Here is a 13,190-nt window from a genome sequence, read left to right on the forward strand (position 1 = left end):
TGGGGGTGTCCGATCACTGAACCCCGCCGAGCATCTGGAAATGCTCGACGATGGGACCGAGGGCGAGGGCCGGGAAGAACTGCAAGCCCCCGAGGATGAGGATGACGCCGATCAGAAGGCCCACGAACTGCAGGCCGTCGGTCGGAAGGGTTCCGGTCGAGGGGGCGAGCTTGGGCTTGGCGACCAAAGCGCCGGCGATGGCCAGGACTGCGACGGCGGGGACGAACCGCCCCATCAGCATGCCGATGCCCAGCGTCGTGTTCCACCAGGGGGCGTTGGCCGTCAGGCCCGCGAAGGCCGAGCCGTTGTTCGCCGCGGCGGAGGTGTAGGCGTAGAGCATCTCCGACAGGCCATGCGGCCCATGGTTCAGCAGGCCGTCCATGGCGGTCGGGAAGACCGCCGCGATCGCCGTGAAGCCGAGGATGGCCAGCGGCAGGACCAGGACCGCGATCATGGCGAACTGGATCTCGCGCGCCTCGATCTTCTTGCCGAGATATTCGGGCGTGCGACCGACCATCAGGCCGGCGACGAAGACCGCCAGCATGGCCATGACGGCCATGATCGCGATGCCCGAGCCAATGCCGCCGGGCAGGATCTCGCCCAGCTGCATCAGGAACATCTGGATGCCGCCGGACAGGGGCAGGTAACTGCCGTGCATTGAGTTGACCGAGCCGTTGGAGGCGCCAGTGGTCTGGGCGGCCCAGGTGACGGAGGCCGGCACGCCGAACCGGGTCTCCTTGCCTTCCATATTGACCGGCTGTTCGATGCCGGCGGCGACCAGGGCAGGGGCGGGCTGGCTTTCGACGACGTACATGCCGGCGGCGCAGGTCGCGAGAAGAACGAAGGCGGCGGCCACGAGGGCGCGCACATCCTTCTTCGCCAGGACGCTGCGCCCGAAGGCGAAGAAGGCGGCCCAGCCCATGACGTTGATCGCCACGGCCGTGATCAGATTGGTCAGGGGCGAGGGATTCTCGAACGGGTGGGCGGAGTTGACGTTGAAGACGCCGCCGCCGTTGATGCCCAGTTGCTTGATGGCCTCCTGGCTGGCGGCCGGAAACAGGGAGAGGGTCTGGCTTCCGCCTTCGAGGCCGGTCGCCGCGGCGGAGGCCGAGAGGCTCTGCACCACCCCGAGGCCCGCCAGCACCATCGCCAGCGCGATGGAGAGCGGCAGCAGCACATAGAGGGTGGTCCGCGTCAGGTCGGCCCAGAAGTTGCCCACGCCCTCGCCGCGATCGGCGACGAAGGCCCGCGCCAGGGCCGCGGCGATGGTCGCGCCAGTGGCGGCCGAGAGGAAATTCTGGGTCGTGAAGCCGACCATCTGGCTGAAGGTCGAGGCCGTGGTTTCACCGCCGTAGGACTGCCAGTTGGTGTTGGTGACGAAGCTGACGGCCGTATTGAAGGCCAGATGTGGCGACAGTCCCGCAAAACCCTGTGGGTTCAGAGGAAGGACGCCCTGAAGGCGCAGGATGGCGAACAGGAGAAAGAAGCCGACGGCGTTGAAGGCGATCAGGGCGCCGGCGTAGCCGACCCAGCCCTGGCTGCGTTTCGGATCGATGCCGGACGCGCGATAGAAGACGCCTTCCACCGGTTTGAACACCGGGTCGAGCCAGGTCCGCTCGCCGTTCCAGACGCGCGACATGTAGATCCCGATCGGCCAGGCCAGCAGCACCGACAGACCGAGCGTCAGGGCGATTTCCGCCCAGCCTTGGATGGTCATCGTGGCGGCTCCTTCAGAACCGCTCGGGGCGCAGCAGGGCCGCGATCATGTAGACGGCGACCACGACGGCCCCGGCTCCCCAGAGAAGGGCGACCATCGTCACACCCTCCGCAGGGCTGAGGCGAGGACGGCCAAGAGCACGAACGCCCCCCCGCCCAGCGCCAGAAAAAAAAGATCGGCCATGTGAGGCGCCTCCAGATTTGAGGAGGCGGAAGGACCACAAAGCCGCGTAACGGCTCCATGCGACTCTCCCGACCGGGCATAACAGCCGCATAAAAACTGCGTTGCGCCGGGCGACCGGCGCACGAAAACGCCCGACGCGGGGCGCGCCGGGCGGGTGTCGCGCCGTCAGGCTTCGAGGACGGTGACGATATGGCCGGGGTGGCTGTCCGCCTCGGCCTCCGCATGTCGCAGGGCCGTTCGGCGATCCAGGAAGATGCCGCTGAACAGGTCGTCACTGGACCGCAGCCGCCAACGGCCTTTCTCCGGCAGCACCTCGATGGCGGCCGGCGGCGGATCGAGGGCGAGACTCATCGCCGAGCACTCGACAGGGCGTCGGCCTGACGTTGCAGCGTGCGGGCGATGCGGTTGGCTGCGCTGCGGGAGCGGAAGGGTCGGGTGCAGGCGCCGTTGAGGACGATGCTCCAGCCGCCAGCCCGGGCGACGACCGCATAGACCTTGGCCTTCGGGGCGCTCCGGGCCACGGAATGGTCCACACAGCCGGTCATCATCGCACCGACCTCCGCTGCATCGGTGTCGGCGAAACTGCTGCGCCGAAGGCCGCCCCGACCATCGCCATGGTCATGCGCCAGATCGAGGGTGGATGATCCTTGGCGCCGGCGGGGCGGAACGGGACGGGATCGTGGTTCATGTGAGACTCCTTTCGGCGCCGCATCTCACCTCGGATGGTCGTAACGTCGCCATTTCGAAGCGCGACCGAACCATCATGTTTTCGTAAAGGGCTCGTCCGATCCGCGGGGAGAGGAATTTCATCGTGCGTCCCCCGCCGACACCCTCTCTTGATCATATAAGCATATCTTTATATGTCTCCAGCCACCCCGCCGCGATGCGGCCGCCCGGAGCGATCTGACTTGTCCCGTTCTTCCTTCCTCTTCACCTCTGAAAGCGTTTCCGAGGGCCACCCCGACAAGGTTGCCGACCGCATCTCCGACACGGTCGTGGACCTGTTCCTGTCCAAGGACCCCTATGCCCGCGTGGCGTGCGAGACCCTGACGACGACGAACCTGGTGGTGCTGGCCGGCGAGATCCGCGGCCACGGCATCATGGACACCAAGGGCGAGTGGGCCCCCGGCGTACAAGCCGAGATCGAGGCCGCCGTTCGGGCCGCCGTCAAGGACATCGGCTACGAGCAGGCCGGCTTCCACTGGGACAAGTTCGAGTTCATCAACCGCCTGCACGGTCAGTCCGCCGACATCGCGGTCGGCGTGGACGCCGCCGGCAACAAGGATGAGGGCGCGGGCGACCAAGGGATCATGTTCGGTTACGCCTCGAACGAGACGCCGGAACTGATGCCGGCCACACTGCAGTACAGCCACAACATCCTGAAGCGCCTGGCCGAGGTCCGTCACGGCGGCGACAAGCGCCTCGAGCCGGACGCCAAGTCGCAGGTCACGATCCAGTACATCGACGGCAAGCCGGTCAAGGCGACCTCGATCGTCCTGTCGACCCAGCACGCCGCCGGCCTGTCGTCGGAACAGGTGGCCGAAATCGTCAAGCCCTACATCCTCGAAGTGCTGCCGGAGGGCTTCACCGACGATGAGACCGTCTGGCACATCAACCCGACCGGCATCTTCGAGATCGGCGGGCCGGACGGCGACGCCGGCGTGACCGGCCGCAAGATCATCGTCGACACCTACGGCGGCGCGGCGCCGCACGGCGGCGGCGCGTTCTCCGGCAAGGACCCGACCAAGGTCGACCGTTCGGCCGCCTACGCCTGCCGCTACCTGGCCAAGAACGTCGTGGCCGCCGGCCTCGCCGACCGCTGCACCATCCAGATTTCGTACGCCATCGGCGTGGCCAAGCCCCAGTCGATCCACGTCGACCTGCACGGCACGGGCAAGGGCGTCTCGGAAGCCAAGCTGGAAGAGAACATCCTGGGTCTGATCGGCGGCGCCACGCCGCGCGCGATCCGTGAGCACCTGGGCCTCAACAAGCCGATCTACGCCCGCACCGCCGCCTACGGTCACTTTGGCCGCACGCCGGACGCGGACGGCGGCTTCAGCTGGGAAAAGACCGACCTGGTCGATCAGCTCAAGGCCCTCGCCTGATTTCGAACGGGCGGGGCTTCGGTCCCGCCCGCCTGTCGTCTTGACGTTTTTCCCGGACGGGCATTCTATGCCTGCAAGCCGGAGGTTCGCGTCATGGTTATCCGCTGCATCGTCTTCGTCGCAGCCCTCGCCTCGGCTCTTCCGGCCATGGCTTTCCAGGCGTCGCCCATGGCCGCGCGCGGCGCCCTGAACGATCAGGCCGCCTATGCCGAACGGATGCGCACCCGGATGCTGGACGCGCCTGCCGGTCCGACCGATGCCGTGGATCCCGACCAGAACCCGCGCCGGGCCCGCCGAGCCAACGCTGCGGCGGCCCTGATCAACGCCGGCGACTGCCCCGGCGCACTGGCGCTGGCCGAACGCGAGCACGACAGCCGGCTCGCCGCCCGGATCACCCTGGTCTGCGCCTCCACCACCGCAGTCTCCTCTCCCGCTCAGACGCCCGAAAGTCCCAACTGAGCGCCCGCAGGAACATCGGAAATGAAGATCGTCGCAATCTCCGTTCTCGTCACCGTTCTGGCGGCCCCCGCCGTGGCCCAGCAGTTGCCGCCCGTCGCCCCGCCCTATCATCCGGCGATCGACAATCCTCAGGTCCGCGCCGCCTTCGACCGAACCTACGCTTTGAACGCCGCCGCCGGCCGGGCGGACCGGTTCGAAAGCAATTTCAACTTCGCCTATTTCGACCGTCAAATGGCCTACTGGCGCGCAACCCACAATCCGCGCCGCATCCGCCGGGCGGAGGCCGCCGCAGCGCTCATCAACGGCGGGGACTGCGAGGGCGCCAAGGCGATCGCGGTTCGCGACAGCGACGAGCGGCTGGTGACCCGGATCGAACAGGTCTGCGCGCAGATCGAGATTTCCGATCCGCAGGCCGCCGCCGCCGGCCGTTAGGTAGAGCCTCTCGCCGGACTGACCCTTCCTGATCGATCCGGCGTCAGCCATTGACGGGGCCCGGAGCTTGCACGCATGTCGCATCAAGCTCGGCGATGCCCGCCCGGCTGGGGGACTGCTTCAATGAAATCCATGATCCTGGGCGCGCTGGCCGCCCTCTCGCTGATCGCCGGCGCCGCGCCGGCCTCGGCCGCCGAACCCGTCCGTCAGGCAGACGGCGACTACTACACCTTCGATCTGGTCAACCAGAGCGACTACACCATCGCTACCTTCCACACCGGCGAGCCGGGCGGCACCTGGAGCAGCGACTGGATGCCAACCCGCATCCTGGAGGCTCATGACAACGTCGCCATGCGCTTCTACGATTCCGAGGACGCCTGCATCTACTATGTGAAGGTCGTCTTCACCGACGGCGACGAGTTCACCGAGCGTCTGGACTTCTGCGACCTGGAATATGTCGTGGTGACCAATGAAGGCATCTACGGCACCAACGGCGACTGATCCCGCCTTTCAAGGGTCGTCAGGGTCGGCTAACCAGCCCGCCATGACGACCCCGCCTTCCTCCCACGGACCAGATACGCCGCTGCGCACCTTCGGCCGGATCAAGTCGCGCCCGATCAAGCCGCGCCAGGCGGCCCTCTTCGACACCCTGATGCCCCAGGTTCAGGTCCCCGATCCGTCGGCGGGCCCGATCGACGTTCAAGCCCTGATGCCGGGGGCGAAAGAGGCTTGGCTGGAGATCGGCTTCGGCGGCGGCGAGCATCTGGCCGCCCAGGCCGCGCGATATCCGTCCGCCCTCATGATCGGCTGCGAGCCCTTCCTCAACGGGGTGGCCTCGGCGCTGCGTCACATCGACGAGGGGGGGCTGAAGAACGTCCGCCTGCACGCCGACGACGCCCGGGCGGTCGTTGACGCCCTTCCGGACGGGTCGCTGGACCGGATCATGATCCTGTTTCCCGATCCCTGGCACAAGGCGCGCCATAACAAGCGCCGCCTGATCCAGCCGGAGTTCGCCGCCAAGCTGGCCGCCAAGCTCAAGCGCGGCGGCCGGCTGCGGTTCGTCACCGACTGGAAGGACTACGCCGGCTGGGCGTTGGAGCGCTTCCTGGCGACGCCGGGTCTGCGCTGGCTGGCCGACGAGGCGTCCGACTGGAAGGTCGCGCCCGAGGACCACGTCGTGACCCGCTACGAGGAAAAGAAGCTGGGCGATACCGACCCGCTGTTCCTGGAGTTCGAGAAAGTCGGCTAACCGTCAACGAGCGTATGAACCGCGTTCAAGCAGCGAGCCTCCGCGAGCCGTGCGTTAGCGCGTCGCGAAGCGACAGAGGCAGTTATGCCTGTCGGAAGCCCAGCACGTCCTGCATGTCGTATAGTCCCGGCCTCCGCGTCCGCACCCAGGCCGCCGCCGCCACGGCCCCCTTGGCGAAGAGGCTGCGGTCGATGGCCGAGTGGCTGAGCGTCAGCACCTCGGCCTCCGAAGCGAACAGAACCGTATGTTCGCCGACGATCCCGCCCGCGCGGACCGAGGAGAAACCGATCGTCCCGGTCTCCCGCTCTTCGGAAATCCCGTCGTAAGGGGCGCGGCGCAGATCCGACAGATCATGCCCCCGGCCCGCCGCCGCCGCCTCGCCCAGCATCAGAGCGGTGCCGGACGGGGCGTCGACCTTCTTACGGTGATGCGCCTCGGCGATCTCGATGTCCCAGTCGCGGGCGTCCAGCCGGTGGGCCGCCTGTTCGACCAGGCCGATCAGGATGTTGACGCCCAAAGAGAAGTTTCCGCTGCGGACGATCGCCACCTTGTCCGCCGCGGCCTGAAGCGCCGCGTCCTGCTCGGGTGAAAAGCCGGTCGATCCGATCACCAGGGCCGGGCCCCCGGCCTCGGCGCAGGCCGTCGCCAGGGCCACGGAGGCCTCGGCCGTCGAAAAGTCGATGACCACGTCGCACAGGCTCAGGTCCGGCGTCTCGCCCCAGTCGAAGCGGACGGCGACCATGACGTCTTCGCGCGCGTCCAGCGCCTGGGACACGGCCCGGCCCATCCGGCCGCGTGCGCCGGAAATCCCGACGTGGAACAGTTCGCTCAAGGCTCAGACCCCCTCGTCCCCAAAGTCCTGGGAACGTTCTACTGCGTCGTCTCGCGCGTGTCTTCCGAACCCAGGATATCGGCCCAGAACCGCTTGGCCTTGCCCGCGAAGGAGGCGTTCTTGGGATTCTGGCCCTCGCCGAAGGAGGCGGCCAGTTCCTGCATCAGCTCCTTCTGGCGCGGCGTCAAATCGGTCGGGGTCTCGACGAACAGCTCCACGACCAGATCGCCGCGCTGACGGCCGTTCAGGTGAGGCATGCCCTTGCCGCGAATGCGGATGGTCTTGCCGGTCTGGGCGCCCGCCGGAACCGACACCGGGGCCTTGCACTCGCCGTCGCAGGCGGTCGAGACGAGGCACGGCGCCTCGATGTCGCCGCCCAGGGCCGCGACGGTCATCGGTACCGGCACGGTGCAGAGCAGATCCAGATTGTCCCGTTCGAACAATTCGTGCGGAGCCACCGACAGGAACACATAGAGATCGCCGCGCGGTCCGCCGCGCGTGCCCGCATCGCCCTCGCCCGACAGGCGGATGCGCGAGCCGTCGTCGACGCCGGCGGGCACTTTGAGATTCAGGTTGCGGGTCTTGCGCACCTGGCCGTGGCCATGGCAGGTCGTGCAGGTATCGGCCTGGGACAGGCGCTGGCCCTGACCGCCGCACGACGGGCAGGTCCTTTCGACCTGGAAGAAGCCGTTGGCCTGACGCACGCGTCCCGCGCCCTGACAGGTCGAGCAAGTCGTCGGCTTGGCGCCGTTCTTGGCGCCCGTGCCTTCGCAAGTGTCGCACGTCGCCGTGGTCGGCACCGAAATCTCGACGTCGGCGCCCTGATAGGCCTGCTCCAGGGTGATCTCGAGGTCGTAGCGCAGGTCCGAGCCGCGACGCGGGCCGTTCGACTGGCGCCGTCCGCCGCCGCCGAAGACATCACCGAAGGCGTCGCCGAAGACCTGGGAGAAGATGTCGTTGACGTCGTGGAAGCCCTGCTGGCCCCCGCCGAAGCCGCCCTGTCCGCCATTGACGCCGGCATGGCCGTAGCGGTCATAGGCGGCGCGCTTCTGGTCGTCCGAGAGGACCGTATAGGCCTCGGAGATTTCCTTGAACTTGGCCATCGACTCTTCGGACCCGCCATTGCGGTCCGGATGGTGCTCCATCGCCAGCTTGCGATAGGCGGACTTCAGGCCGGCGGCGTCGATGGTCCGCTCGACCGACAGCACCTCGTAATAGTCACGCGCCATTTACAGACGTCCCTAAGCCATCCCGGAACATTCCGATCACGTCTCTTTCTCGAAGGCGCAAGCGGAACGGCGGCCCATGACGGACATGGGCGCCGGATGGCCTGATGCAAGTTTCATGAAAGCCACGGTCCTCCCCCGATCACGGAGGAGGACCATGTCGTTTTAGGCGCTCTTCTTCTGGTCGTCGTCGCCCGGGACTTCCTCGAACTCCGCATCGACCACGCCGTCGTCGGCGGGCGCTTGATCGTCACCGGCGGCGCCGGCGTTCTGGGCGTACATGGCCTCGCCCAGCTTCATCGACGCCTGGACCAGGGTATTGGTCTTGGTGCGGATGTCTTCCGCATCCGTGCCCTCGCGAGCGGTCTTCAGCTCGGCCAGGCCGGTCTCGATCGCGGCCTTTTCGTCGGCGCCGACCTTGTCGCCGTGATCGGCCAGGGCCTTCTCGGTCGAGTTGATCAGGCTATCGGCGGCATTCTGGGCCTCGACCAATTCCTTGCGGACCTTGTCGGCGGCGGCATTGGCCTCGGCGTCCTTGACCATCTTCTCGATGTCGGCGTCCGACAGGCCGCCGTTGGCCTGGATGCGGATCGACTGTTCCTTGTTCGTCGCCTTGTCCTTGGCCGAGACGTTGACGATGCCGTTGGCGTCGATGTCGAAGGCGACCTCGATCTGGGGCATGCCGCGCGGCGACGGTGGGATGCCCATCAGGTCGAACTGACCCAGCAGCTTGTTGTCCTGGGCCATCGGACGCTCGCCCTGGAAGACGCGGATGGTCACCGCCGACTGGTTGTCGTCGGCGGTCGAGAAGACCTGCGACTTCTTGGTCGGGATCGTGGTGTTACGTTCGATCAGCGGAGTGAAGACGCCGCCCAGGGTTTCGATACCCAGGGTCAGCGGGGTCACGTCCAGCAGCAGCACGTCCTTGACGTCGCCCTGCAGAACGCCGGCCTGAACGGCGGCGCCGAGCGCGACGACTTCATCGGGGTTGACCCCCTTGTGCGGCTCCTTGCCGAAGAAGGCCTTCACGGCCTCCTGAACCTTGGGCATGCGGGTCATGCCCCCGACCAGAACGACTTCGTCGATGTCCGAGGCCTTCAGCCCAGCATCCTTCAGCGCCTTGGCGCAGGGCTCGATCGTGCGCTGGATCAGGTCGTCGACCAGGGCTTCCAGCTTGGCGCGGCTGAGCTTGATGTTGAGGTGCAGCGGACCGGAGGCGTTCATGGTGATGAACGGCAGGTTGACCTCGTACTGGGCCGTCGAGGACAGCTCCTTCTTGGCCTTTTCCGCTTCTTCGCGCAGGCGCTGCAGGGCCAGCTTGTCCTGGCGCAGGTCGACGCCCTGTTCCTTCTTGAACTCGTCGGCGAGGTAGTCGGCCAGACGGACGTCGAAGTCTTCGCCGCCCAGGAAGGTGTCGCCGTTGGTCGACTTCACCTCGAACACGCCGTCGCCGATCTCCAGGATCGAGACGTCGAAGGTGCCGCCGCCGAGGTCGTAGACCGCGATCTTCTGGCCGTCGTTCTTGTCCAGGCCGTAGGCCAGGGCCGCCGCGGTCGGCTCGTTGATGATGCGCAGGACTTCCAGGCCGGCGATCTTGCCGGCGTCCTTGGTCGCCTGACGCTGGGAGTCGTTGAAGTAGGCGGGAACCGTGATGACGGCCTGGGTGACCTTCTCGCCCAGATAGGCCTCGGCGGCCTCCTTCATCTTGATCAGGGTGAAGGCCGAGATCTGCTGCGGCGAGTAGTCCTTGCCGTTGGCCCGCACCCAGGCGTCGCCGTTCGGGCCCTTGACGATCTCATAGGGGACCATCCCCTTGTCCTTCGCCACGACGGGATCGTCGAAATTGCGGCCGATCAGGCGCTTGATGGCGAAGAAGGTGTTGGCCGGGTTGGTGACCGCCTGGCGACGGGCGGGCTGACCGACCAGGGTCTCGCCGCCGTCCTGGATCGCGACCACCGACGGGGTGGTGCGGTTGCCCTCGGCGTTCTCGATCACCTTGGGGTTCTTGCCGTCCATGACGGCGACGCACGAGTTGGTGGTGCCGAGGTCGATACCGATAATCTTGGCCATGAGCCTGTCTTTTCTCCGTCTGGCGGGCGATGCGGCGGCCTTTGAAAGCGCCGCGCGTGACCGCCCCCGTTTTGTTTGCGCCGCCTCTCGGGGGCGAGAGCGCGGCAGGTTGGGTTCAACTGCCGTGAAACCCCACGGATCGCGGGGTCTCTCGGGCTGTGCGGGATATGGGAAAGTCGCCACTCCCCGCAAGGGCTTGATGCAGAAGGCGCGGCGAATCCGCCGGAGTCAGGGGTCATCAGGTGCATCGCGGGCCTCGCTGGGGCATTTTGCGACCTGATTGCGGGTCACAAGCCTGCTCCCCAGGACCCCATGATGCGCGCCCCGCCTCGCCAGCTCCGCCTTGCCGTGATCGCCCTCACCGGCCTGACACTCGTCGGCGCCGCGCCGCGCCAATCGAACGACGCCTACAATCGCAACGTCCGGGTGCACAATCAGACCGGCTGGCCCATGACCCATCTGCAGGCCTCTTCCGGCGGCGGCTGGACCGGCGACCTCCTCGCCTCCGGCCCCCTTTCGCCGGGAGCCTCCGCTGTCGTCCGGATCGACGACGGCGCCGGCGGCTGTCGCTATTCCCTCCGCGCCCAATTCGACAACGGCCAGACCCTCCAGCGCGACGGCGTCAACGCCTGCCAGGTCGCGGATTATTATTTCACTCGATAGGCGGGCTATCGCTCGCGACGCGGTCGCCCGCTACTTGAGCCCTATGCAGCCCTTCCCCGACCTTCCCGGTTTCCACTACTGGCCCGGCTGGCTGGATGAGGCCGCGCAGATCGCCCTTCTGGCCGAACTGAACGCCGCCCTCGAGATCGCGCCCCTCTACCGCCCCGTCACCCCGGGCGGGAAGCCGTTCTCGGTCCGGATGAGCAATCTCGGCCCCCTCGGCTGGGTGTCGGACCAGCGCGGCTACCGCTACCAGCCTACACATCCCGAGACCGGGCGCCCTTGGCCCGCCATCCCCGCCATCCTCCTCGATCTCTGGAGCGCGCTCGCGGACTGGCCCACGCCCCCCGACGCCTGCCTGGTCAATCTCTACCGCGAGGACGCCCGCATGGGCCTGCATCAGGACAAGGACGAGGCCGACCTCGGCGCGCCCGTCCTGTCGGTCTCGCTCGGCGACACCGCCGTCTTTCGCATCGGCCCGGCGGGCAAGGGCCCGACGCGGTCGCTGAAGCTGAATTCCGGCGACGTCTGCGCCCTGACCGGCCCGTCTCGTCTCGCCCGGCACGGTGTCGACCGGCTTCTGAGCGGGTCGTCGCGCCTGATCCCCGGCGGAGGGCGGATCAACCTGACCCTGCGACGCGCGGCCTGACGTCACAGGCCAGACGCTCACAGAGGGTGCGACTCGACGGAACCGTCGCACCTCGTCACAGTCCGGGCCTGGAAATCGAAAAGGAAGCGCCATGACCGTCCTGATCCGCCCCGAGGGCCCGACCGCCGACGATTTCCGTCCCTCGCGCCGGGCTCTGGGCGGCCTGACCGCCGGCGCCATGTTCACCGGCTACGCCGTCGCGGCCCTGGCCCAGGACGCTCAGCCGATCGTCACCTCGTCCGAGGGGCTGACGACCGAGACCGTCTCATACCCCTCCGCCGACGGGTTCGACCTGCCGGCCTATGTCGCCCGCCCCGAGGGCGACGGCCCCTTCCCGGTCGTGATGGTGGTGTCTGAAATCTTCGGCCTGCATGGCTATATCCAGGACGTCTGCCGCCGCCTGGCCAAGGCCGGCTACGCCGCCATCGCCCCGGCCTTCTTCGTCCGCGTCGAGGACCCGGCGCCCCTGTCGGACATGCAGCGCATCCAGGCTATCGTCGCCGCCGCCGGCTACGAACAGGTCATGGGCGACATCTCGGCGACCCTGGAGTGGGCGTCGGGCCAACTCTGGGCCAATACCGACAAGGTCGGCATCACCGGATTCTGCTGGGGCGGCAAGGTCGTCTGGCAGGCCGCCGCCCGGTTCGCCGCCATCGACGCCGGCGTCGCCTGGTACGGCCGTCTGGCCCCGTCAGCGACCGCCACGCCCGAACAGGTCGAGGCCGGCCGTCCCTATCCCGTCGACCTGGCCGGCGACCTCAAGGGCGTCGTGATCGGCAACTACGGGGGCCAGGACCAGGGCATTCCCAACGACACCGTCGCCGCCATGCAGACGGCGCTTCAGGCGGCCGGCGCCACCGAGAGCGGGATCAAACTCTACCCGGACGCCCCGCACGGCTTCCACGCCGACTACCGGCCTTCCTACCGCCCGACCGAGGCCGCCGATGGCTGGGCGCGGCTGCTGGCCCTGTTCGAGGCGAAGCTCCGTTAGAGTTTCCGATCATCCCCGCTTTCGCGGGGATGATCGGGTTTGGCTTACGCCTTGCCGTCGAACGTCCCGCCGTTCGCGCCCGGGGCCGCGCCATAGGGGCTCGCTCCTTGCGGACCCGAACCCTTGGCCGCCACCACGACCATGGCCGGACGCACGGTGCGGCCGAACAGTTCGAAGCCGGCCTGCATGGTCTGCAGCACCGTCCCGCCGGGAACCTCGGTCGAGGGTTGTTCGAGCATGGCCTGATGCAGGTGCGGGTCGAACACGTCGCCCGGTCCAGGCGCCACACGTTTCAGCCCGTTGTTCTCGAAGGCCTGCAGCAGCGACTTCTGCGTCAGCTCCAGACCGGTCACCAGACCGGCCTCGCCCGCGTCGGCGTTTTTTCGGCGCCGCCTGAAGCGCGCGCTCAAGATTGTCGGCCACGCCCAGCAGATCCTTGGCGAAGCGCTGGATCGCATAGGCCCGCGCATCGTTCATCTGGGTCTCGGTGCGACGGCGAACGTTGTCCGCCTCGGCCGCGGCCCGCATGGCGCGGTCCTTCCACTCATCGCGCTCGGCGATGATCTGATCCAGCGGCAGCAGGCTTTCCGGATCCGGATCCAGCCCGTGCTCGG

At 67.6% G+C, this 13,190-nt stretch carries 16 protein-coding genes and 1 pseudogene; 8 read left to right on the top strand and 9 right to left on the bottom strand.

Annotation, left to right across the window (positions count from 1 at the left end):
- Nucleotides 1-13: 13 nt before the first annotated feature.
- From kdpA to O5O43_RS14320, 5 genes are all read right to left on the bottom strand, one after another.
- Nucleotides 14-1,717, bottom strand: coding sequence for a potassium-transporting ATPase subunit KdpA (gene kdpA / locus O5O43_RS14300; protein WP_271084566.1), 1,704 nt, complete (start codon nucleotides 1,715-1,717; stop codon nucleotides 14-16).
- A gap of 13 nt (nucleotides 1,718-1,730) precedes the next feature.
- Entirely contained in the window at nucleotides 1,731-1,814 is an 84-nt protein-coding gene (locus O5O43_RS14305) for a potassium-transporting ATPase subunit F (protein WP_348637160.1), read from the bottom strand.
- Nucleotides 1,815-2,065: 251 nt separating this feature from the next.
- On the bottom strand, nucleotides 2,066-2,251 hold the full coding sequence (locus O5O43_RS14310; protein WP_271084568.1) for a hypothetical protein: 186 nt from the start codon (nucleotides 2,249-2,251) through the stop codon (nucleotides 2,066-2,068).
- A complete protein-coding gene (locus O5O43_RS14315) occupies nucleotides 2,248-2,421 on the bottom strand; it encodes a hypothetical protein (RefSeq protein WP_271084569.1) in 174 nt (57 codons plus the stop codon). Before O5O43_RS14315 ends, O5O43_RS14310 begins: the two co-directional genes overlap by 4 nt.
- 23 nt (nucleotides 2,422-2,444) lie before the next feature.
- Nucleotides 2,445-2,588 (bottom strand): hypothetical protein, encoded by a 144-nt coding sequence (locus O5O43_RS14320; protein WP_271084570.1) that lies wholly within the window; start codon nucleotides 2,586-2,588, stop codon nucleotides 2,445-2,447.
- Between the two features lie 220 nt (nucleotides 2,589-2,808).
- Between O5O43_RS14320 and metK the strand changes: the two genes are divergently transcribed.
- From metK to trmB, 5 genes are all read left to right on the top strand, one after another.
- Entirely contained in the window at nucleotides 2,809-4,005 is a 1,197-nt protein-coding gene (gene metK / locus O5O43_RS14325) for a methionine adenosyltransferase (RefSeq protein WP_271084571.1), read from the top strand.
- Between the two features lie 93 nt (nucleotides 4,006-4,098).
- Complete coding sequence (locus O5O43_RS14330; protein ID WP_271084572.1) at nucleotides 4,099-4,464, top strand: hypothetical protein; 366 nt, start codon at nucleotides 4,099-4,101, stop codon at nucleotides 4,462-4,464.
- Nucleotides 4,465-4,485: 21 nt separating this feature from the next.
- Nucleotides 4,486-4,896, top strand: coding sequence for a hypothetical protein (locus O5O43_RS14335; protein ID WP_271084573.1), 411 nt, complete (start codon nucleotides 4,486-4,488; stop codon nucleotides 4,894-4,896).
- Between the two features lie 123 nt (nucleotides 4,897-5,019).
- Nucleotides 5,020-5,397: a hypothetical protein gene (locus O5O43_RS14340; protein WP_271084574.1), complete on the top strand. Its 378-nt coding sequence runs from the start codon at nucleotides 5,020-5,022 to the stop codon at nucleotides 5,395-5,397.
- A 43-nt stretch (nucleotides 5,398-5,440) separates the two neighbouring features.
- Nucleotides 5,441-6,145: a tRNA (guanosine(46)-N7)-methyltransferase TrmB gene (gene trmB, locus O5O43_RS14345; RefSeq protein ID WP_271084575.1), complete on the top strand. Its 705-nt coding sequence runs from the start codon at nucleotides 5,441-5,443 to the stop codon at nucleotides 6,143-6,145.
- 82 nt (nucleotides 6,146-6,227) lie between these two features.
- On the opposite strand, the gene dapB is transcribed toward trmB, so the two are convergent.
- The 3 genes from dapB to dnaK form a co-directional block, all read right to left on the bottom strand.
- Complete coding sequence (gene dapB, locus O5O43_RS14350) at nucleotides 6,228-6,977, bottom strand: 4-hydroxy-tetrahydrodipicolinate reductase (RefSeq protein ID WP_271084576.1); 750 nt, start codon at nucleotides 6,975-6,977, stop codon at nucleotides 6,228-6,230.
- A gap of 38 nt (nucleotides 6,978-7,015) precedes the next feature.
- Nucleotides 7,016-8,206 (bottom strand): molecular chaperone DnaJ, encoded by a 1,191-nt coding sequence (gene dnaJ / locus O5O43_RS14355; protein WP_271084577.1) that lies wholly within the window; start codon nucleotides 8,204-8,206, stop codon nucleotides 7,016-7,018.
- 162 nt (nucleotides 8,207-8,368) lie between these two features.
- Nucleotides 8,369-10,273 (bottom strand): molecular chaperone DnaK, encoded by a 1,905-nt coding sequence (dnaK, locus tag O5O43_RS14360; RefSeq protein WP_271084578.1) that lies wholly within the window; start codon nucleotides 10,271-10,273, stop codon nucleotides 8,369-8,371.
- 315 nt (nucleotides 10,274-10,588) lie between these two features.
- On the opposite strand from dnaK, the gene O5O43_RS14365 reads away from it, so the two are divergent.
- The 3 genes from O5O43_RS14365 to O5O43_RS14375 all read left to right on the top strand — a co-directional run bounded on the left by O5O43_RS14365 (nucleotide 10,589) and on the right by O5O43_RS14375 (nucleotide 12,576).
- A complete protein-coding gene (locus tag O5O43_RS14365) occupies nucleotides 10,589-10,936 on the top strand; it encodes a hypothetical protein (protein ID WP_271084579.1) in 348 nt (115 codons plus the stop codon).
- A 43-nt stretch (nucleotides 10,937-10,979) separates the two neighbouring features.
- A complete protein-coding gene (locus O5O43_RS14370; RefSeq protein ID WP_271084580.1) occupies nucleotides 10,980-11,585 on the top strand; it encodes an alpha-ketoglutarate-dependent dioxygenase AlkB in 606 nt (201 codons plus the stop codon).
- 91 nt (nucleotides 11,586-11,676) lie between these two features.
- Nucleotides 11,677-12,576: a dienelactone hydrolase family protein gene (locus O5O43_RS14375; RefSeq protein ID WP_271084581.1), complete on the top strand. Its 900-nt coding sequence runs from the start codon at nucleotides 11,677-11,679 to the stop codon at nucleotides 12,574-12,576.
- A 44-nt stretch (nucleotides 12,577-12,620) separates the two neighbouring features.
- Here O5O43_RS14375 and grpE read toward each other — a convergent pair.
- Nucleotides 12,621-13,158: pseudogene (gene grpE, locus O5O43_RS14380) on the bottom strand (nucleotide exchange factor GrpE).
- Between the last annotated feature and the right edge of the window lie 32 nt (nucleotides 13,159-13,190).

This window comes from Brevundimonas sp. NIBR11, from assembly GCF_027912535.1.
Classification (GTDB): Bacteria; Pseudomonadota; Alphaproteobacteria; order Caulobacterales; family Caulobacteraceae; genus Brevundimonas.